Annotated in this window: 18 protein-coding genes and 1 pseudogene; 4 read left to right on the top strand and 15 right to left on the bottom strand. The window is 59.1% G+C overall.

Translation table 11 applies throughout. From position 1 onward, the window contains the following. Positions 1 to 61: 61 nt before the first annotated feature. From PQR53_RS23510 to PQR53_RS23460, 11 genes are all read right to left on the bottom strand, one after another. Positions 62 to 1,477, bottom strand: a complete 1,416-nt coding sequence (locus tag PQR53_RS23510; protein WP_408459103.1) for a GH1 family beta-glucosidase — start codon at positions 1,475 to 1,477, stop codon at positions 62 to 64. A 310-nt stretch (positions 1,478 to 1,787) separates the two neighbouring features. Further along, complete coding sequence (locus tag PQR53_RS23505) at positions 1,788 to 2,213, bottom strand: hypothetical protein (RefSeq protein WP_408459101.1); 426 nt, start codon at positions 2,211 to 2,213, stop codon at positions 1,788 to 1,790. Then, positions 2,213 to 2,368 (bottom strand): hypothetical protein, encoded by a 156-nt coding sequence (locus tag PQR53_RS23500; RefSeq protein WP_408459098.1) that lies wholly within the window; start codon positions 2,366 to 2,368, stop codon positions 2,213 to 2,215. The genes PQR53_RS23505 and PQR53_RS23500 overlap by 1 nt, the downstream gene beginning before the upstream one ends. Next, complete coding sequence (locus PQR53_RS23495) at positions 2,361 to 2,651, bottom strand: hypothetical protein (RefSeq protein ID WP_408459096.1); 291 nt, start codon at positions 2,649 to 2,651, stop codon at positions 2,361 to 2,363. Before PQR53_RS23495 ends, PQR53_RS23500 begins: the two co-directional genes overlap by 8 nt. Beyond that, the gene (locus PQR53_RS23490; protein WP_494471272.1) at positions 2,651 to 3,490 is read right to left on the bottom strand and encodes a hypothetical protein; all 840 of its coding nucleotides are present in this window, start codon (positions 3,488 to 3,490) and stop codon (positions 2,651 to 2,653) included. The genes PQR53_RS23495 and PQR53_RS23490 overlap by 1 nt, the downstream gene beginning before the upstream one ends. A 254-nt stretch (positions 3,491 to 3,744) precedes the next feature. Further along, the gene (locus PQR53_RS23485) at positions 3,745 to 4,626 is read right to left on the bottom strand and encodes a DUF6531 domain-containing protein (protein WP_408459092.1); all 882 of its coding nucleotides are present in this window, start codon (positions 4,624 to 4,626) and stop codon (positions 3,745 to 3,747) included. A 375-nt stretch (positions 4,627 to 5,001) separates the two neighbouring features. After that, entirely contained in the window at positions 5,002 to 6,219 is a 1,218-nt protein-coding gene (locus PQR53_RS23480; RefSeq protein ID WP_408459090.1) for a DUF2252 domain-containing protein, read from the bottom strand. Between the two features lie 32 nt (positions 6,220 to 6,251). Then, entirely contained in the window at positions 6,252 to 7,229 is a 978-nt protein-coding gene (ftrA, locus tag PQR53_RS23475; protein WP_408459088.1) for a transcriptional regulator FtrA, read from the bottom strand. A 118-nt stretch (positions 7,230 to 7,347) separates the two neighbouring features. After that, complete coding sequence (locus PQR53_RS23470; protein ID WP_408459085.1) at positions 7,348 to 8,457, bottom strand: M14 family metallopeptidase; 1,110 nt, start codon at positions 8,455 to 8,457, stop codon at positions 7,348 to 7,350. A gap of 51 nt (positions 8,458 to 8,508) precedes the next feature. Then, positions 8,509 to 9,702 (bottom strand): M20 aminoacylase family protein, encoded by a 1,194-nt coding sequence (locus tag PQR53_RS23465; RefSeq protein ID WP_408459083.1) that lies wholly within the window; start codon positions 9,700 to 9,702, stop codon positions 8,509 to 8,511. Between the two features lie 40 nt (positions 9,703 to 9,742). Then, positions 9,743 to 11,068 (bottom strand): MFS transporter, encoded by a 1,326-nt coding sequence (locus tag PQR53_RS23460; RefSeq protein WP_408459080.1) that lies wholly within the window; start codon positions 11,066 to 11,068, stop codon positions 9,743 to 9,745. Positions 11,069 to 11,318: 250 nt separating this feature from the next. On the opposite strand from PQR53_RS23460, the gene PQR53_RS23455 reads away from it, so the two are divergent. Further along, positions 11,319 to 12,191: a LysR family transcriptional regulator gene (locus PQR53_RS23455; protein ID WP_408459077.1), complete on the top strand. Its 873-nt coding sequence runs from the start codon at positions 11,319 to 11,321 to the stop codon at positions 12,189 to 12,191. Between the two features lie 57 nt (positions 12,192 to 12,248). Here the strand turns inward: PQR53_RS23455 and PQR53_RS23450 are convergent, their stop codons facing one another. Beyond that, positions 12,249 to 12,716 carry a cupin domain-containing protein gene (locus tag PQR53_RS23450; RefSeq protein WP_408459074.1) on the bottom strand — a complete coding sequence of 156 codons (468 nt, stop codon included), beginning with the start codon at positions 12,714 to 12,716 and terminating at the stop codon, positions 12,249 to 12,251. A 166-nt stretch (positions 12,717 to 12,882) separates the two neighbouring features. After that, on the bottom strand, positions 12,883 to 13,917 hold the full coding sequence (locus PQR53_RS23445; RefSeq protein WP_408459072.1) for an alpha/beta hydrolase: 1,035 nt from the start codon (positions 13,915 to 13,917) through the stop codon (positions 12,883 to 12,885). A 287-nt stretch (positions 13,918 to 14,204) separates the two neighbouring features. Between PQR53_RS23445 and PQR53_RS23440 the strand changes: the two genes are divergently transcribed. Together PQR53_RS23440 and PQR53_RS23435 are read left to right on the top strand one after the other, a co-directional pair. Then, on the top strand, positions 14,205 to 14,411 hold the full coding sequence (locus PQR53_RS23440) for a hypothetical protein (protein WP_408459069.1): 207 nt from the start codon (positions 14,205 to 14,207) through the stop codon (positions 14,409 to 14,411). 298 nt (positions 14,412 to 14,709) lie between these two features. Continuing rightward, a pseudogene (locus tag PQR53_RS23435) lies at positions 14,710 to 15,287 on the top strand (fatty acid desaturase); the annotation flags it as partial. A 68-nt stretch (positions 15,288 to 15,355) separates the two neighbouring features. On the opposite strand, the gene PQR53_RS23430 reads toward PQR53_RS23435, so the two are convergent. Further along, positions 15,356 to 16,075 carry a response regulator transcription factor gene (locus PQR53_RS23430; protein ID WP_408459066.1) on the bottom strand — a complete coding sequence of 240 codons (720 nt, stop codon included), beginning with the start codon at positions 16,073 to 16,075 and terminating at the stop codon, positions 15,356 to 15,358. Between the two features lie 651 nt (positions 16,076 to 16,726). On the opposite strand from PQR53_RS23430, the gene PQR53_RS23425 reads away from it, so the two are divergent. Further along, a complete protein-coding gene (locus PQR53_RS23425; RefSeq protein ID WP_408459063.1) occupies positions 16,727 to 17,416 on the top strand; it encodes a GntR family transcriptional regulator in 690 nt (229 codons plus the stop codon). Positions 17,417 to 17,958: 542 nt separating this feature from the next. On the opposite strand, the gene PQR53_RS23420 is transcribed toward PQR53_RS23425, so the two are convergent. Continuing rightward, positions 17,959 to 18,270 carry a DUF4148 domain-containing protein gene (locus tag PQR53_RS23420; protein WP_408459060.1) on the bottom strand — a complete coding sequence of 104 codons (312 nt, stop codon included), beginning with the start codon at positions 18,268 to 18,270 and terminating at the stop codon, positions 17,959 to 17,961. Between the last annotated feature and the right edge of the window lie 697 nt (positions 18,271 to 18,967).

Below are 18,967 nucleotides of genomic sequence, written 5' to 3'. Positions count from 1 at the left end.
CGTCTCCTCCAGGCTGCGCGCCTGTGTTTCAAGTCGACATACAAACCAGCTCAACCTGCCGTCAGACCTGTGCTTTACGCTCCTTCAAGAACTTCGCCACCAGCTCCGCGCTGCGTTTGACTGTACGCTTCTGGGTACTGTAGTCGACGTGCACGACACCGAAGCGACGCTCATAACCGAACGCCCACTCGAAGTTATCCATCAGCGACCACAGGAAATAGCCGCGAATATCCACGCCGGCCTTGATCGCCTGATCGACCGCCGCGAGATGGCGCTTGAGGAACGAGATGCGCTGGGTGTCGTCAATGTGGCCGTCGATCACCTTATCATCCGAAGCCATACCGTTCTCGGTGATGTAGATCGGCGGCAGGTTGTGATACGTGCTGTGGAAGCCGGTCAGCAGATCGCGCAAGCCATCCGGGTAGACCTCCCAACCCATTTGCGTGCGCTCGACGCCTTCGAGCGGCACTTCGCGGAATCCGTGCGCGCCGTCGCTCGCAACATTGCTGCGAAAGTAATAGTTGATGCCCAGGAAATCGAGCGGCGCGGAAATGGTCTGCAGGTCGCCGTCGAGAATCAGCGGTTCGGTGCCCGGCCACAGTTCGAACAGCTCTTCCGGATACGCGCCCTTGAGCAGCGGATCGAGAATCCATGCGTTGTGCTGGACTTCGAACAGATGCGCGGCGCGCTGATCTGCGGCGCTGTCGCTATTGGGCGTGCCGCGGCCGATGTTGGCCACGATACCTTTCTGCGAAGCCGGATCGTTGGCGCGTAATACCGGGATCGCAAGGCCGTGCGCGAGCAGCAAATGATGCATTGCCTGCGTCGCGAAACGTCCATCGGCGAGGCCCGGCGCGTGGTGTCCGTTGCCGTAACCGAGATACGCCGAGCACCACGGCTCGTTGAGCGTCGCCCACGCGTCGACCGTGCCGGCCAGTTCGCGGCTCATCAGGTCGGTGTAGTCGGTAAAACGATATGCGGTGTCGCGATTGAGCCAGCCGCCGCGGTCTTCCAGATGCTGCGGCAAGTCCCAGTGATAGAGCGTCACGAAGGTCGTGATGCCCTTCTCTTTCAGACGGTTCAGGAGGCGCTTGTAGAAGTCGAGTCCTTGGCGATTTGGCGCGCCTGCTGCGTCCATGACGCGTGGCCATGCTATCGAGAGCCGGTAGCCTTCCAGTCCGAGCGAGGCCAGCATGTCGATGTCGGCTTCCCAGCGGTGATAGTGATCGCAGGCCACGGCGCCTGTGTCGCCGGCCAACACCTTGCCGGGCGTGGCCGAGAAGGTGTCCCAGATTGATGGCAGGCGGCCGTCTTCGTTTACGGCGCCTTCGATCTGATAGGAGGCCGTGGCGGCACCCAGCAGGAAGTTCTTGCGCCACAGCGTGGAGTCCGCGGGCGGGATGAAGGGATCGGCGAGCGAGCCGTTGGAAACTGCTGGGGAGCGGGTGTCGGATACAACCGATGCGTCGTTTGCCACGGATTCTCTCCTGCGCTGAGGTCATTGAACCGGGTACGGCGGACGTCGATGTGGAAGCTGTTTCCGAGCCCGTTCACGGCAGAAGTGGAAGCGCTTCCACAAGCGACCAGCGAACGATAGCAGTGGCGGATTCACCGCAGCAATCAGGGTTTGTCTGGAGAGGGCTGGCATGCGCGGCGGGAAAATGCGCCGCGCATGAGAGTGTTTGGCTGAAGCCGGATTGAACAGGCGGTTGGCGCTGTCCGGCGATCCAAGGTGAAGTGCTGCAACAAGTCAGGTGTTACGCTGACTGATCACATACCAAGGTACGTTACGAACCCGATCCGCCATACAGATGGCGCAAGTCCGCCCCGCCGACCCTCTTGTTTCGCTCGACAATCATTAACCCGTCGCCCGCCTCAGGATAGCTAGCAAGCGGCTGTTCATCAAGGCGATCAATGTTGAACGAGTCGAGGACGAGACCTGCCGAGGTTTTATCGACGATTGCGTAAATAAGCACCGGGACACCCTCGTCGACGGATATCAGTTCACGCGTCAACGTTCTGGAATTCTCCCAGCCCCCATAGCTCTCCTCGTTGTGACTGATCGACAGGCAATAAGGAACGTTGACTTCGCGCACTGTACAGGTTCGAATCTGCTCCATCCAGCGAGCTACGTCGGCGCTGTAGAGCGACGCGTTGACCGATATAAGAAACTCAAGAAGCTCGCGTTCTTGAGGTCTAAAAGTTCTTTGCATCAATACTTGAAATCGTATTCGTCCAACAAGATCGGCATTTCGAGTTTTCCGGCAACGAGTGCGGTCAACTTTGCTGGTTCAACAGCTTCCACGATCAACGGTTGGCAATCTTCGACATAGGTCACAATCACGGAATAAGGCGTACGCTTAACCATCAGTATCCTCTGCGCTGTTCGGCTCGTCGATTGGGTGCTGCGTGACGTTCAGGAGTCTCTTGATGTCAGGACGGCCCGCTGCAATCACATTGAGCACTGCAACTCCGAGCTGCCGCGCCAATTCGTCGTCAAACTTGAACTCGTCACCTTCCAAAAAAAACGGCACCTCCATGACTCCACCCACGAGCGAAGCCAGCTTGGTTGAATCTACAGCTTGCATGATCAACTGCTGAGGATCTTCGGTGTAGGTCAAAACCATGCAATACGGCGGACGATTAGCCATCAATACCCCCTACATTGTTGATATCTATCAAATGCGTTCGCTAAACACAGGCTCCAGTTTCGCTTACCCCTTGGCCCAGCTAACAGAGCGCACTCATCCCTATCATTCTCGTATTGAGCATAGCATTCACTCTCGTGGGCTTCCCTGCCACCACACTTAATCATCCCACCGCCACCGCTTCCGGCTCCGAAGAGAGCGCTGTAAAGCAGCGATCTTTTCGCAGAGCTGGTCAAGTCCGGCACAAGAGCGGGATAAGGAACCTGCAACTGATCGCTCAGCATCAGCTCTGTCGTCTCGCCCCACTTCGGCAGTGTTTCGCTCAGTTCATTACCAAAAAGCGTCCCCGTCAACTTGGCTTTCCACGCCACATAGCATTCAACGCAGAGTCGTGGGACGAAGGCCTTACCGTCGGACTGGATTCCAGTAAGGTTAGCGGGTGGCGAAACCGGATCGTTACCCAACTCCCAGTTGGTGAGCCACACGCCCAGTTCCGCGTCGCTGATCGGCTGTTGACCGCCACCATTCTTTGCCACTGTCGCTGTACGCGTCGACACCGTGCCGTTCGCAGCATAGCCGTACCGGACCACCAGTTTGCGGGCGAGTCCACCGTTGACAGCACCTGCCTTCTCGTCATACTGAAAAACAGATACGCGCCCGCGTTCGTCGTAACTGATGTCCGCCTGACCGCTATTGCCGGCTATCGCTGTTGCACGATTCGCGGCGTCACGAGCGAGCGTTCGCATCGACCAACCCGACATAGCATCTCGCGTCGTCGCGATATTGCCCCTCGCGTCGTACGTGTAGGTCCAGTCTCCTGTCTTCGTGGCATTCTGGGTGATCGTGGCCGACAGAAGACGGCCCGCGTCATCGTAGCGTGCGCCGACCGTCAGTTGACTGCCCGTCCCGACCGCCTTCAGCCCCTGTTCGCCTGTCCTGTGTATCTCCTTCAGGAGTCGTTCTCTGCGTCAGATTCCCCGCGATATCCCACTTGCGCGATATCGTTCCGGCTGGTGTAACGATTGAACCAGGACGCCAGGCGTCCGGGAAACTGAAGCTGTACGTGCTCGTGCCGTACATGTCGCTGAGTGTCGTCTTACCAGAACTGTGTGACCTTGCCCAAAGGATCTACCATGCCAACGATACGATCGCTATCGTCATACTGAAGGGTGATCCTGAATCCGTTCGGTCCTATCTGATCGACCGGCCACTGGTTGATTTGCACCATCCGCTGTCTGGAGTCAAACCCAAACTTGCGGATCATCCCGGTGCGGGTGGTCTCGGAATAGAGATTGCCGTTGCCCGAATAAACTTCAGTCATACGGAGTAGTTCGTCTGTCAGGCGGTAGTCTCCATTGCCAGCATTCGTCAAGGAGAGCCCCAGATTTCCCAGCACGGCCCACGCTTTGCCGTTCCACTTGAACGTCAAAGGTTGCTGGTTACCCCGATAAGCAACGATTTTCGGCGCGCTCGCATTAACCGCCGTCAGATCAATCCTGCGCTGCCAGTTGTTGACCCAGTTGCGGCCCATCGCTGTCTGCGAGGTGTCATAAAGCCTCGAAAGATACGTGCGCCCAAAGACGAATGGGAGCGCATCGCCGCTCGCAAAGTCAGTTTCGGAAAGCGTGACGATGCCCTCTGCCGGCAATACCGGGTCCGCTACCGGGCACGAGCCTTCCGGAGAAGGGGGAACCGGTGCGCCGCCGCAATAGTCCTTTATCCAGTCCGAGGCATTGGGACAGTTGTAGTAATTCATGCTGTTGAACGGATCGTCTGCGCCCCTCGACATAGGTGTCGTGCCTGCCACCTGGACAGCGCAGGTCGGGGTCCCGGGAGTCCCGAGAGACTTCTGATATGCCTGCATGCATTGCATGTAATCTGCCGCGTTAACATCAAACGCGACCATAAGCAGCATGAATACGGCTAGCAGGCGAGCCGCCATGCCCGCCGCCTCCTCGGCAAATCTATTATTTTTCATAGTCATCCTTATTGGTTTTACTTGCCTTAACCACAAGTAACCTATAAGGAGCATTACATCCCTGCTATCCGAAAATTCCCAAAATTACAATTTTCAGAATTCCCGCACACAATTTCACTCAGACATCCTACGTAATCCGTAGAGAATTACGAACGAGCCTGCCTGCCATCGGCGCGTCGCAGTAAGAAAAACAGAAGACTTAGACAGGCTGCACGCAGTCCCGTTGGACGCGAGATATACCTGCATGAAGATGAATGGGGACTGAGGGGCCGATCTGAGACAACTCGAAGGAAAAGACGGGGCGCGGCGACAGCCGCCCCAAAAGATCGATGCAAAGCGCCGGGCACCGCGTTAAGCGCCCGCCGTGACGCGCCGTTAAGACTTCTTCGCCGCCAGATTCAACGCGCCGCCGTCGTAGGCTTCGCAATACACCTTCCAGTCGGCGATCACCTGCGCCTCGCATTGCGTCGCCAGCTCAATCAACGGCAACTGCCAATCCCGCCGATTACCAAACGCAATCAACTCATCCGCAATCGACGACTTCTGCCGGCCACCGCTGCGCAATTGCCCCCACGCGCTCAATTCAGCCATGCTGTTGATCACTTCTTCGAGCCGCGGCAGCTTGCCGTCCCAATCGCTCAACGCCACCCTATCTTCCGAAGGCTGCAAACTGCGCAGCACATACGAGCGCTGATTGAATTCAACCGCATGCAAGAACGCTTGCGAGACCGCCTGATTGCGCCGCTGAATTTCAACCACGCGCTGCGCCTCGCTTTGCCATTTCGGCTGCGGCGTGCGCACATGCGGCGTGACCGAAGAAGGCAGCGCCTCTTTCAGATCGATCAGATAGTTGCCGTCCGGCGAGCCTTTGCCTTCGACGAGAATCACATAGCGGTCCACGCCCAGGCTGCCTGTGCCGGCAATCCGCCGCGCCACGTCGATGATGCGATAGAAGTCGGGATTGGGTTCGCCCGCGGCGAATTTATTCATGAAGTCGGTGACAGCGGCGCGCGCCTTGTCGCTGACCGGCAGCGCTTTCTTGCCGTCCACTTTCAGCACGCGGGTCTTGCCCTTGAGCACGGTGCGCCGGTCGAGATGCGCGGCGCGCGAGCGGCTCGCCAGCGCGTCGAACAGCTCGCGCACCATGCCGATCGACGTCTCCGGCTCGATCCAGCGTGATTTGCCGAAGGCGAGCGCCGCACCGTAGGCGTCGACCGCGGTGTGACACAGCGCAAGTGCCTGCGCGCGGCTCAGCTTGAGGTCGGTCGCGCCGACCAGCACGCTCGTCAGGAGCCGCACCAGTTCGTAAAGACTGGGCGCCAGACAGGCTTCATCGAAATCGTTGTTGTCGAAATAGATCAGGCGATTATCGCCCTTGTAGCTACCGAAATTCTCCAGATGCATGTCGCCGCAAATCCACACCGGCGGCGCTTCGTCGAGCACCTTGTCATGCGGCAAACGCGCGTAAAACAGGTGACAGGTGCCGCGCAAAAACACGAACGGCGAGCCGCGCATGAGCTTGTATTTCATGGCGAGCCGTTCAGGGTCCCGGCCCGCATTGAAGCTGGCGATGATCTGTGCAATATCGGACATGTGTTTCCCCTTCAGGCGGCTCGATGCAGGCCCTATCCGCTCGCCTGCGCATCTGCCTGCACGCCAAACTTCTTACGATACGCGCCTGGGCTCGTCAAGGCGATACGCCGGAAGTGCCGCCGCAGCGATTCCTCGGAACCGAAGCCCGCCAGCTCCGCAACACGCGCCATCGGCAACGGAGTCGGCGCTTCGAGCAGCTCTCGCGCGATCGCCACGCGTTCGCGCACCAGCCATTGGTAGGGCGCCATGCCGGTGGCGTCGTGAAACTGCCGCTGCAGCGTACGCGGACTCATCGCGGCCCATTCGGCCAGCGAGCGCAAGGTGTGCGGCAACGCGGGATGACTGCGCACCCAGTCCATCAGTTTCGCCAGACGCCCGCTCTCGTCTTGCGGCATCGGCCGCGGCACGAACTGCGCCTGGCCGCCCTCGCGATGCGGCGCCACCACGAGCCGCTGGGCGACCCGGTTGGCGACGGCGCTGCCATGATCGCGTCGCACCAGATGCAGCAGCATATCGAGCCCCGCCGCCGATCCCGCCGAGGTGATGATCTGGTTTTCGTCGACATACAACGCATCCGGCTGCACGTGCAATTGCGGATAGCGTTGCTGCAATTTGTCGGCGTAGCGCCAGTGCGTGGTGACGATTTTGCCGTCGAGCACGCCCGAGGCGGCCAGCACGAACACGCCGGAGCAGATCGAGCAGAGGCGCGCGCCGCGTAGGTAGGCGGCACGAATTTTCTTCAACAGCGGCTCGGGCGGCAATTCGTCGGCATCGCGCCAGCCGGGGATGACGATCGTGTCGGCCCGATCCAGCAGCTTGAGCGTGTATGGCGCGGCGACGGTGATGCCGCCGGCTGCGCGAATCGGACCGGGTTCGCTCGCGCACACCGCGAAGCGATACCAGTCCACGCCGAGTTCCGGGCGCTCGAGCGCGAACAGTTCGGTCACGCAGCCGAATTCGAAGGTACAGAGCCGGTCGTAAGCCAGCGCAACGACAAGATGATTGTGCATGGCGCAATGTTACACGGTGCTTACGCCGCCGCTCGCCGACGCCTGAGAACGGAGCCGGCGACCGATGAGAACCTCAGCATCTGTCGATGCATGGGCGCCCCGCCTCTCGACACTCCGGTCAGCTTGACCCGACGTTCGCCGATTCGCGCGACAGCCCCATGACAGCTTGCAGAATCGCCGCGCGCGCCTGTCCGAGAATCATCCCCCGCCATGCGTCGTCATCGCAATAGAAGGCTGCGCGAATCGCCTCGCGGATCGAGTTGATCTGCTGCTTCTCCGCCTGGGGATGCTGGCGCAGCCAGACATCGGCCCGCAGCATGTGCAACATGTCGACGAGTGGAATCGTGCCGTATTCGATCGCGATCGCCGTGGTGTCGGCATGCGCGCAGGTCCGCCGCAGCGTGTCGAGCACGGGTCCCGCTACGTTTGCTGCAACCGACGTGCCGTCCAGCGGACTCGTCACGTCGGCACCCCACCAGTTGCGGGCGCGCTGCAGCTCGCCGTTACCGAGCCGCCCCACGCAGATTTTCTCGCCGTGTCCGTACGGGCCCAGTCCCGTATGAAAATCGATCCAGCCAATGCTGTCGCACGCTGCGCCATGCTGCTCGAACACCCTTTGCAATACCCGCGTGCTCCAGACAGAACGATGGCCGCCGAAGAACATGCCGTCGGCATGCTGATATTGCCCCACTGTCAGCGCCCGCTGATAGGCCTGTTCACCGCGTTGCGAGATGTAGTCCGCAATGGCCGCCGCGTTTTCGTCCGACGGCGGCCAGCTCGACGGCACCAGCAATGCGTGCAGATCGTCATAGGCGGGATTAACCGGCAGCGGCTGAGAGAAATCGATGCTGTTGCGATTCAGATCGACGTTGTCCTCGTTCGTGCGGCTCAAATGCGAGAAGCCGTACGGATTGATCGCGTGGACCACCAGGATCGCGACATTCAGTTTGTCGAGTAACGCCTGCAGCGGACGATCATGCAACAACGCGATCTGCGCCGCCGAGCCGCAGAAGCCCTCGACCCCGTGTGTGCCGGACGTCAGCACGAGCATTCGCCGCGCCGTGGCGGGGCCGAGGCGCACGACATCGGTCGACAGGTCTTCGCCTTCGAGACCCTGGTGCTCCGGTATCACGTGCGTTTCCACGCGGGCCTGAATAACCTCGGCAGCCCGCCTGTAACGCTCCCGGGCGTTCGCATAAGAGCGCTGGAAATACTGTGATTCGTTCATCGGTTCTCCTCGTGAGACGTGTGTCCGGTGTGTCCGCGCGCGGCCCGGCACTTACGCGGGCGTCAGGAACGATTCGGTGAGGCGCACCCAGTAGGTCGAACCGAGCGACAGGACGTCGTCGTTGAAGTCGTAGCTCGTGTTGTGCAGCATGCAGGGGCCAAGACCATGACCGTGGTCCCGATGATCGCCGTGACCATTGCCGATGTACGCGTAGCAGCCCGGCTTCTCGAGCAGCATGAACGAGAAGTCTTCGGCGCCCATGGTCGGATCGATGTTCGTCTCCACCCGGTCCTTGCCCACGATATCCTGCATCACGTCCAGCGCGAAATGCGTTTCCTTCTCCGTATTGACGGTCGGCGGATAATTGCGCCGGAACGAGAACTCGACGCTGCAGCCATAGGCGAGCGCCGTCGCTTCGGCGAGCTGCTTCATGCGGGTTTCGATCAGGTCCAGCACGTCCACCGAGAACGTGCGCACCGTGCCGGCAAGCGTCGCCGTATCGGGAATCACGTTGACGGCTTCGCCCGCGTTGATCTGCGTGATCGACAGGACCGCCGCGTCGATCGGACGCTTGTTGCGCGTCATGATGCTCTGCAGGCCCGTGCCGATCTGCATCGCGGTGAATACCGGATCGATGCCGTTGTGCGGAATGGCCGCGTGCGCGCCGACACCCTTCACCTGAATGCGGAATTCGTTGCTCGACGCCTGCGTCGCGCCGACCCGCGCGCCGAATTCGCCGGCCGCCATACCGGGCCAGTTGTGAAGCGCGAACACGGCATCAACCGGAAAGCGTTCGAACAGTCCGTCTTCGATCATGGCCTTGGCGCCGCCACCGCCCTCCTCGGCGGGCTGAAAGATGAACACGACCGTGCCATCGAAATTGCGGTGTTGCGAAAGATACTGCGCCGCGCCGAGCAGCATGGCGGTATGGCCGTCGTGGCCGCACGCATGCATCTTGCCGGTATGCTGGGACGCATGCGCGAACGTGTTGAGCTCCTGGATCGGAAGTGCGTCCATGTCCGCACGCAAGCCGATCGCCTTGCGGCTGGAGCCGTTACGCAGCACGCCGACGACGCCCGTCTTGCCGAGTCCGCGCGTGACTTCGATTCCCCACGACGCAAGCTTCTGAGCGACGACGTCCGCGGTACGGTTCTCTTCGTAGCAGAGTTCCGGGTGCGCGTGAATGTCGCGACGAATTGCCTGGATCTCAGCTTGAGCCTGGGTAATCTCGGGAATGATTTTCATAAGGGTTCCTGCTTGCTTGAGAAGTGGTTCGTTTGGCCGGTTAAATCAGAGGTTGCTTCGAGCGATCCTTCAGCAGTGCAATCGTCACGAATCCGACGACGCAGCCGAACAGCCCGTAATAGACGACCGCGAGTTTGTCCTCGGTCACCTTGATGAGCAGCGTCGCAATCGCACCCGCGAAGCCGCCGAATATCATCACGGCAAAGTTGTAGCCGATGGCCATGCCCGTCGAGCGCACATGCGCCGGAAACAGTTCGCAGACGAACGCACAGTACGAGCCCTGAAAGAGGCCGAGCGACGCCATCAGGCAGCACTGGACAAGAATCAGCACAGGCAGTGTCGGATGGCCTGTCAGCAGCGCGAAGAGCGGATATGAGATCAGCAGGCTCAGAACGGTGGAGACCATCATCGGCTTTTTGCGGCCGACAGCGTCCGAGATAAGCCCCGAAGCGAAGGTCGCGGCGATATAGGCAATGGCCGCGCAGCACGAAGCAATCACGCTGCTCGAAAACGGGATGCCCAGCGTTCTGGTCGCGTAGCTCGGCATGAAGTAGTAGAAGATGTAGGTGCCGATCGTGCCGTACACCGTCAGACCAAAGCCGGCGAGAATCGCCCGCCAGTGAATCACGATGGACTCGAAGAACGGCGATTTTGCCGTCGGCAACCGCTTCACCTGATGCTTGAAAACGGGCGATTCATCGAGCTTCGAACGCACATAGAGCCCCACCGGCACGATCAGCAATCCGAGCATGAACGGAATGCGCCAGCCAAACTGGTCGAGCTGCTCCGGACTCAGAAACTGGGTCAGCGCCACGCCGGTCAGCGCGCCCAGCAGCATGCTGCACGCCTGACTGATCATCTGAAAGCTGCCGTAAACGCCGCGCCGTTCCACCGGTGCATGTTCGACGAGAAACGCTGTTGCGCTACCCACTTCGCCGCCAGCGGAAAAACCTTGCAGAAAGCGTCCGATCAGCATGAGGATCGGCGCGAAGATGCCTATCTGCGCGTAGGTCGGCGCAAACGCAATGATCCCCACGCCGAGCGCCATCAACGAGATCGTCACCACCAGTGCGGACTTGCGCCCGTGACGGTCGGCATAATTGCCGAGAATGATGCCGCCGAGCGGCCTCGTCAGAAAACCTACACCGAAGGTTGTCCACGCCGCCAGCAGCGAGGCGGTGGCGTTGTCGCTCGGGAAAAACTGCTTCGCGATGATCGCGGCAAAGAACGAGAAGACGGTGAAGTCAAACCACTCGAGCGCATTGCCGACGGTTGCAACGACAATCACGCGCGCGTCGAACCGCCGCGTGCCCGTGGCAGCGCGAGACAACGCCTCAGATTCGCCTCGTTGAACGGGTACATCCATGTATGTCTCCTTGAGCACGGCAAATAGTCTGTTTTTGGATAAATCGAGCGGCCCCGTCAGCACTGAAACGCAGTTGGGTCACTTTCATGCCGTGTGCCTGATACCGGTTCGTCTTCTGACTACGCATTGTCCATAGCCGTTATCATCAAAGAAAGCTAAAATTTGTTGTCATTCGCTTCAAAATTTTTGATGAATCAATCGTGTCCGATCCGTTGCGGGCGCATCCATTTCCGGTGTTGTCGAGGTTGACTTGAGCACGTTACGCTTTCTCCGTACCTTCGCGGCCGTGGCACGCCACGGCTCGTTCGCGGTTGCCGCCGAGCAGATGGCGCTTACGCAATCGGCGGTCAGCATGCAGATGCGCGCACTCGAAATCGAGTTCAAACATGAGTTGTTCGACCGCTGCGGGCGCAAGGTGATGCTGAATGCGATGGGCAAAAGCCTGTTGCCGCACGCGCAGCAATTGCTCTCGCTGTATGAAGCCATGCGGATGGCGGCGGGCGGCCTCGAAGAAGACGTCGGGCCGGTCTCCATCGGGGCGGTCGAATCGGTCGTGGGCGCACTCGCCGAGGCCGCGGCGCATCTGAAGATCGCGCGACCAAATCTCGATGTGCGGATCATGGCGGCAAAATCCGTCGACCTGGCCGCGCGCGTCGACTCGGGCGAGATCGATGCGGCCGTGATCATCGACACCATTGGGCGCCGGCCGGCCAGCGTGCAATGGACACCTGTCTATTCGGAACCGCTGGTGCTGCTCGCCAATGCGACCATGGTTCCCGAATCGGTGCCCGAGTTGCTCAAGTCGCAGCGATTCCTGCGATTTGACCGGACGCAGCGAACCGGCGTCGTCATTGATCGCGCGATACGCAAACAGCGCCTGAAGGTGAACGAATTTCTCGAACTCAACTCGCTGGAAGGCATTGCCGAACTAGTGCGCCAAGGGATCGGCGTCGCGGTGGTGCCGCTGCTGCGGCGCTCGTCGTGGATGCGCGATGACGCGTTACGGGTGATGCCGCTGCCCCAGACGGACGCGAGGCGAATCGTGGGCATGCTGGAGCGCGCGGAGCACGGCAAGATGGCTGTGACCGCGGCGATTGTGAGGCACCTGAAGGAGGTTATTTGAGGATCGTCAAGGGCTTGCCGCCTTGTTCCGGCATGTCCTTTCTTCGCAGCCGAACCGTTACGCCGTCAACGGGGGGCCGAGAAACTCGACATCCCATTTCGTACCGAAGTCCCGCAATGCATCAGGCTCGGGTTCACCATTCGCCATCACACTGCGAAGCTCAGTGAAAAAAGCAGCCGCGTCGAGTCCCGGTGTGATCAGTACCAGCATTCGGGACGCCTGGTCGTCGATGTTGGTGAACCGGTGGGTGCTGCCCACATGAGCAACCAGGGTTTCGCCCGCGCTCACAACGGTGCGCTTGCCGTCCACTTCGAACAGGTATCGACCGCACAGCACGTGGAAGATTTCGGTTTCCCGTTCGTGTCGGTGCTGGGGCGGCCCGTATCCAGATTCGTCCGTAGTTTCTATGAGTGTCGCCTGATTCCCGGTCGCTGTCGGAGCAATACGCACCTGAACCTTGACCCCGATGGCGGGGATGGCGATTGTGCTGTTCACTGTTGTTGAGTGGTTGAAATTCGGCTGCATGACGCTACTCCTCACATTGTGCACCGCGGGCATCAAGTCATGCTCGCGATCGGTATCCGGTGACGCAATGGCATGCAATCGAACCTCCGATGGTCAGCCATCAATTGTGGGGATCGTAGACTCGCAGAATTAGCTCAGAATGATTTCGTGGCGGCTTCCGGCGCGATCAATGGAGTTTCTTTTCTCGCATCCAGTCGAACACGATTTCGGCGATCAGGTCGCTGTTATTGTCGGCCATCAACGCGTGGCTATTCCCGGCGATCCCACGTGCAGGCAGATCGATCCATTGCACGTCCACGCCCGCGGCGGCCAGCGCCTCATACCATCGCCGCACGTTAGGCACAGAATTGACCCAGAAAGGATGTTGAGCCAGGAAGTCGCCCCAAAGGAACAGATGCGGAATGCCGCGCAAAGCTGCGGGGTCACACTGTTCCGGGTCGGGTGCGCCAGACGGCTCGAGCGAGATCACAGCCTTGATACGATCGGGAGCATGCAATGCGGCGTTGAGCCCAAAATTCCCGCCTTGACTGTGGGTCAGCACGATGCTGCTGTCGAGGTGGCCGATGAGTGCATCATAGGCGTGCTGGGTGAGCGTATCGTTGCCACCCCAGCGGGGCACAAACTGGTTCATGAACGCTTCCATTTGCGCCACGGGAAAGCGGAGCCCGTCGTGAGAATGACGTTGTGCAGGGTCGGCATGCCAGGAGTCAGCCGGACCGAAGCGGAAGGTTTCTTCCCAGGCTTCGCGTGCCGTGCGGAAATACGGCGCGTCCGGGTAGACGTGGGGATAAGGCGCCCACGACGCCCGGCCTCGTTCAACCGCGTCGGACACAAACACGTCAAAGCCCGCACGGAGGAAAAACATCTGCCATCCCGGGCGCCCATCTGGTGTCGTTTCCCAATTGACGCCGCTCATTCCTCCGCCATGCCATAGCAGGAGAGGATGCCGGCTGCGCGGCGCCGCGAGTTTCACATACTGGACGTACATCTGGCCAACGATCATCTCTCCATTGGGATCGATGGGATGAACGGCGCCGTGGGCCGTGCTGACACGCAGCCGTGGCGCCATGCCAGTTAGCGAAACCATCTGGCCGCCAACGTGAAAGCTGCCGATTTCACGCACCTGCAGCGGCGCGGCGAGGTCTGAAGTCACGCCGGTATTGCTTCCGATTGTGCTCATGAGATTTCCTTGCGAGTTCAAAAAGTACGCCTGCTTACCATCGCAACAAAAGATTAGTTGGCGACAATGCGCTGGTCAAATTAGCTGCGAATTAATGCCAGGCGGACAGGCGCTGGACGCAACCAATCGGGCGCGCATCCGCTCACTTTCCGCTAATTTTCACGATTCAGAATTGCGCTGTGCCATATGTGCGCCATAGCTATCTGTCGCGACACAGCTCGCGCCGCGCACTCCATGTGGCGCGAGCTGCGTCGGAAACGATGCGCTCTATGACCGTCTGAAACAACTCGTAAACTTCAGGATCCCATATGAAACTCAACGCAATTCAGCAAGCCGATTTGATCACCGCAGCCGATGGGGGCGTCGACAGTATCGATGCGGTGATTCAAAAGTTGAAACAGGAGTGCCCAACCGCTTTCCACACCCATACGTCTCTGCTTACTCGCGTTTTCTTTCACAGGCCAGCAGGCGAAACACCGTACAGGAGTTTCGTGCGTAGCTCGGCGCAAGGTTAAAAGCCCTTCGCAGCGCGGTGACCGTGGAGGCTTTCTGGCTATGGTCACCGAACGCAAGCAGATCTGAAATCGCATTGGCCGACCTGGTTGGAGTCCACTATGCGCATGCCGTTACGACAGGGTTAGGACGCGCTCACGCGGCCCATAGCCGCCGATCAGCCTGCGACTGGAAACGTGGCGTCGTTCAATGACTACGGTCAGCACTGCGGCGGCAGTTTGAATTTTTTACGTTCACAGTTAGCGTCGAATTATTTCCTCATCGACTGACCTCGCCTAATTCCCTTCTCAGAGAGAGAGCCTCGTGTTGTGCACGTGGCACATGTCACTTCAGCACGAACTGCTTCATGGTCATCCGACGCGCTCCGCGCCAGTCAACACGTTGCTCGGCAGTATCCCGCTTGCAATCTGGTATCCCTACGCGATCTATCGCGATACTCACATCGCGCATCATCGCGATGAAAGCCTCACCGTTCCGAACGTCGATCCGGAGAGCAACTACGTGCTGCCCGAGCAATGGATGAATGCAACGGCATGGCAACGTACGTTATGGCGTATGCGCAAGAGTTTCCTTGGCCGGTTGATGGTCGGGCCGCCGCTCAGCGTCGTCATGTTGCTAGTGCGGCTTCTGTATCTGAGCAATAACTTCCACCTCGTGCATCATGATCTGCCGCATCTGCCGTGGTATCACATCCCACGTGCCTACCGGATTCGGCGCGATGCTTACGCGACGAAGAACGGTGGCTTCGTGATTCAAGGGGGTATTGGGAACTACTCAAACGTTTCGCAGTGAAAGAAACGGATATTCCGGTGCATCCACGACTGGTCGGCGCGGGTGCGGACGTCGTGCGCCGCAGCGCGCCGAGCCGCGTGAAGTGATCGCGTCGGAGGACGCGAGCTAGCTCGCGGTCCTGCGGTCAAGTGGGAACGATGGGCGCTTTGCCAGATCAATGGGTTGGCAAGCCCTTGCGGCTTGACATCGTGCTGCGCGCCGTACCGTGAGAAGTTTCCCTTGGCATGACCGTCCAGCCCACACCACGGACATTGCGGATCAACGATTGTCCGTACTTCTTTCGCATTGCATGGATCAACACGTCGATCGCATTGCTCTCCACTTCTCTACCCCAACCATACAAGCGTTCTTCGAGTTGGCCTCGGGACAGGACGGTGCCTCGCCGTTCCAGAAAAGCATGCATCAGCGCGAATTCCCGCGCCGAGAGCGACGACTCCACGCCGTTATGAAAGAACGTGCGCTTATCAAGGTCGAGGCTGATCGATTCGTCGCCGATTCGCGAGGTGGAATAGCCCGCCGTCCGCCGAAGCACAGCGCGAATGCGCGCCAGCAGTTCGCGGACATCAATTGGCTTGAGTACGAAATCGTCGGCACCCGTATCGAGACCACGCGCACGCGTTTCGGGATCGTCGTGGGCGGAGAGGAGCAATACAGGGACGCTGTTTCCGGCAGCCCGCGATGCTTTTAGCAGGTCTATGCCGCAAATACCCGGAAGGCCCAGATTGAGTAACGCGACTGCGTAATAAGCATTGCCGATCGCGTCCTTGCCGGACTTGCCGTCACGTACCCAATCAACGGTGTAATCCGCACCCTTCAACGCGCAAAACAGGCTTTGACCGATATGTACATCATCTTCTACCAGTAGTACTCGCATCATTCCCTCGTGAAGTACCGCAGGCGTCCTGTGACTATGGACGGAACGCCATTGGTGTAGTGAGCTCCCCGTTCTCTTACGAACAACGTATTGGAAGAGCCATCAGACGGCTGGAATTATTACGAGTACCTTACCGATTTGTCGTGAGTGATGCGCTTTTTGTCTGGATCTCGTGTTGTAGAACAATAAAAATCTGCCGTCAAAAAGTTCGTAGAACGAGTAGCGCGTTACTACGAAGTGAGTGGATTTTAATCTCGAATTTGTTGGCGGCAATAAGGGAAAACCCTTAAGTCTGCCAAACTGTTGTCCGGCGGTCGTTGGCCGTCTGTCCGGATGGCTTTCAACGCGCGAACTTCCCCTTCTGTAGGGCGTTACAGCGAACAGGCCGTCTGTCGTCAGAACGTTTTCGGCCGGCCGATCATCGGATCCACGGGTCGGACAGGAAATTAAGGAAGCGCTTCCACATTTAAGCCAACCGATGCTGAGACAAGCCGTGTCATCAGCCGAAAAACAGTTTAAGATTATCCGTAGTTTGAGTAGCGCGTTACATGACGGAAGCTATCGCTAAAGCGCGAAAAGGTCAGTGTGCGGCGGCCATAACAATGGCAGCGGCGTCGGTACGCACTACTCTGTCGGCCTACGTAAGCCTCAATGGCATTGATCAAAAAGAGGAGCGAAATGGAACACCTGCAAGACGTCGTCGCAGGCAACTTGCGCGAGCGAGTCGTCGCCCATGTGCGCGCGGATATCGTGTCTGGACGTACGCCACCCGGCGCCGTTTATTCAGTACCGGGACTTGCTACCGAGCTTGGCGTCTCGACCACCCCGGTTCGCGAGGCGTTGCTGGAACTCACTCGCAGCGGCCTGCTGGTTGCGATGCGCAATCGTGGCTTCCGCGTTGAACTGCTTTCTCTGGCAGCACTGGACAGCCTCTTCACCATGCGGGAATTGCTCGAACGCTTCGCGCTCGAGACGCTCGCGCGTCAAGGTGTCAAAGACCGCGACGCGCTGATCGCGCTTGCTGATGAAGTATCAAACGCAGTCGCAGCGGAGAACCTGCCGAAATACATCGCATCCGATCGGGCTTTTCACGAAGCGCTTGTCGGACAGGTTGGCAACCCCTTCCTGACAAAAATGGTGATGCAATTGCGCGACGACATGCGGCTCTATGGGATCGATTCTTCCGAAGGTCGTCGACGCCAGCAAGAGTCGGTAAAAGAGCATTATCAAATGGTGGATCTGGCTGCCCAGGGGAACGCCAAAGAGGCGAGCGATCTGATCAGCCGGCACATCCTTTCGTGGAAGCCGCTTTTCGAGTCCGCACTTAATCAATATTCCTGATCAAGGCGCTAGCTATTGATAACCGTATGGCCGGTGACGAAGGCGAAACAGACGCCTGAATGGCGCCGTCGACCCCGCACAGCTACTCAAAATCTTCAGTAGCGGCGCACGTTACCCGCAATTTCAGATCGCCGCGTCACTCATACTCACGCCGCACAGTGGCTAGCGTTACCGCGGTGCCAAGCATCACGAGCTGGGCGCCGCGCTCGTCGCGTTCATCTCGATTGGCAAATGCGACGACCGAGCGCGTGCCGTCATGAGCGATGAAGCGAAGGACGTAAGGACGAATTGCAGATCTTGGTGAGGACTGTGAAGCGCGTGAGATATGAACCCGTGCGAGCGCGGCTAACGACATGGCGACTTCCTTGTTCGTTGAATGTCCCACCTGTTGAGGTATTCGAACCGAAACTGGCCTGCCAGCAGAACCTGCCCGCAGTAAGCGGGACGGTTTCTAACAAGGTACAAAAGCGAACTGCGCGCTCAGACCACGACGCTCGGGCGACATGCTTTGTCGGCCTGCCCGTGGGTCCGAATTCACCTCATTAATGGCGGCTGTACATCGCATCCCAATCGGTCGTCGAGACGACCGGGCGCCCTGCTTCCGAAGATCCCGCTGCGGCGCCACCATAACCACTTGCTACACCGTTCTCCGCGGCAACCTTGGCTTCGGCGGCCTGGATTTCAACCGGATAGGTAGTGTGGCCATCGCCCACGTGATAGCCGGCTTTCTCGAGCTGGACAAGCTCGGCGCGCACTTGCGCACGGGTGACAGGCCCGTTCGATTGGGCGAACGATACGGCTGGCATGGCCAAGGCCGAAGCGAGAACAAAGGCGGGAATGAGTGACTTGAGCATGGTGAAACCTCCAGTGATTGGTCGCGAACGGCGTTGTTGAATGCCGGACAATTGGTGCTGCGACGACAGCGGAGCTAAGTATAAACCCGCACTATTAAATAATAAGATTAAATAGTTTTTATTGAACCCATAGGTTGCCTTAAAGCGGCTTGCCGGCGAACGACCGTTCGTGGGCGGGCTGCTGCCGATCACCGGCTATCTGGCCTGTGCTGACGGGCGGACCGCACCTCCCCTGAAAGCGGCGCACCGCCTTTGCCGTGCCGGTTTGCGGCATAGTGCGGCATAATGTGGCCCTCTCAGGTTCTGGCACACCCTCGGAATAGCCAGAATCTTTAGCCGACCTTAACCGGTCGGCTTTTTTTCGACTCGACGTATCCCATGCGCTAAATCAGCGAACCGTCTGAGCAGCCGCGCCGGGCATGTTGTGCCTTTTTCAGGTTGGTGCAGGGCGTGAGCAACGTTGCCGCGCTCATGAGTCTGATCCCGTTCGGCGCACCTCAACCAACACGATCCGTGAGCCTATCCCGGGCCTCCGCCTCCATCGGAACGAGGGGTGGAGACGACCCTCAAATTTTCGCTGTGCGAAAACAAATGCGTTAGGTGAAATCACCTATTGGTAGTCGTGTTAGGCGACACTAAAGTTTCGCTTAGCGCAATAAAGAGCGTTGAGCGAAAATTACTCGGCTTAAGACACAGC

Source organism: Paraburkholderia fungorum, from assembly GCF_046027605.1.
In the GTDB taxonomy this organism is placed as follows: domain Bacteria; phylum Pseudomonadota; class Gammaproteobacteria; order Burkholderiales; family Burkholderiaceae; genus Paraburkholderia; species Paraburkholderia fungorum_F.
The sequence above is the reverse complement of the archived record's forward strand: the minus strand, read 5'-3'. Positions and strand labels throughout refer to the sequence as shown.

What these genes read in the sequence shown, in the direction of transcription:
- PQR53_RS23420 (WP_408459060.1), bottom strand. Translation starts at nt 18,270, where the DNA reads ATGCTCAAGTCACTCATTCCCGCCTTTGTTCTCGCTTCGGCCTTGGCC.
- PQR53_RS23480 (WP_408459090.1), bottom strand. Translation starts at nt 6,219, where the DNA reads ATGTCCGATATTGCACAGATCATCGCCAGCTTCAATGCGGGCCGGGAC.
- PQR53_RS23460 (WP_408459080.1), bottom strand. Translation starts at nt 11,068, where the DNA reads ATGGATGTACCCGTTCAACGAGGCGAATCTGAGGCGTTGTCTCGCGCT.
- PQR53_RS23450 (WP_408459074.1), bottom strand. Translation starts at nt 12,716, where the DNA reads ATGCAGCCGAATTTCAACCACTCAACAACAGTGAACAGCACAATCGCC.
- ftrA (WP_408459088.1), bottom strand. Translation starts at nt 7,229, where the DNA reads ATGCACAATCATCTTGTCGTTGCGCTGGCTTACGACCGGCTCTGTACC.
- PQR53_RS23500 (WP_408459098.1), bottom strand. Translation starts at nt 2,368, where the DNA reads ATGGTTAAGCGTACGCCTTATTCCGTGATTGTGACCTATGTCGAAGAT.
- PQR53_RS23440 (WP_408459069.1), top strand. Translation starts at nt 14,205, where the DNA reads ATGAAACTCAACGCAATTCAGCAAGCCGATTTGATCACCGCAGCCGAT.
- PQR53_RS23470 (WP_408459085.1), bottom strand. Translation starts at nt 8,457, where the DNA reads ATGAACGAATCACAGTATTTCCAGCGCTCTTATGCGAACGCCCGGGAG.
- PQR53_RS23430 (WP_408459066.1), bottom strand. Translation starts at nt 16,075, where the DNA reads ATGCGAGTACTACTGGTAGAAGATGATGTACATATCGGTCAAAGCCTG.
- PQR53_RS23495 (WP_408459096.1), bottom strand. Translation starts at nt 2,651, where the DNA reads ATGGCTAATCGTCCGCCGTATTGCATGGTTTTGACCTACACCGAAGAT.
- PQR53_RS23465 (WP_408459083.1), bottom strand. Translation starts at nt 9,702, where the DNA reads ATGAAAATCATTCCCGAGATTACCCAGGCTCAAGCTGAGATCCAGGCA.
- PQR53_RS23485 (WP_408459092.1), bottom strand. Translation starts at nt 4,626, where the DNA reads ATGAAAAATAATAGATTTGCCGAGGAGGCGGCGGGCATGGCGGCTCGC.
- PQR53_RS23505 (WP_408459101.1), bottom strand. Translation starts at nt 2,213, where the DNA reads ATGCAAAGAACTTTTAGACCTCAAGAACGCGAGCTTCTTGAGTTTCTT.
- PQR53_RS23425 (WP_408459063.1), top strand. Translation starts at nt 16,727, where the DNA reads ATGGCATTGATCAAAAAGAGGAGCGAAATGGAACACCTGCAAGACGTC.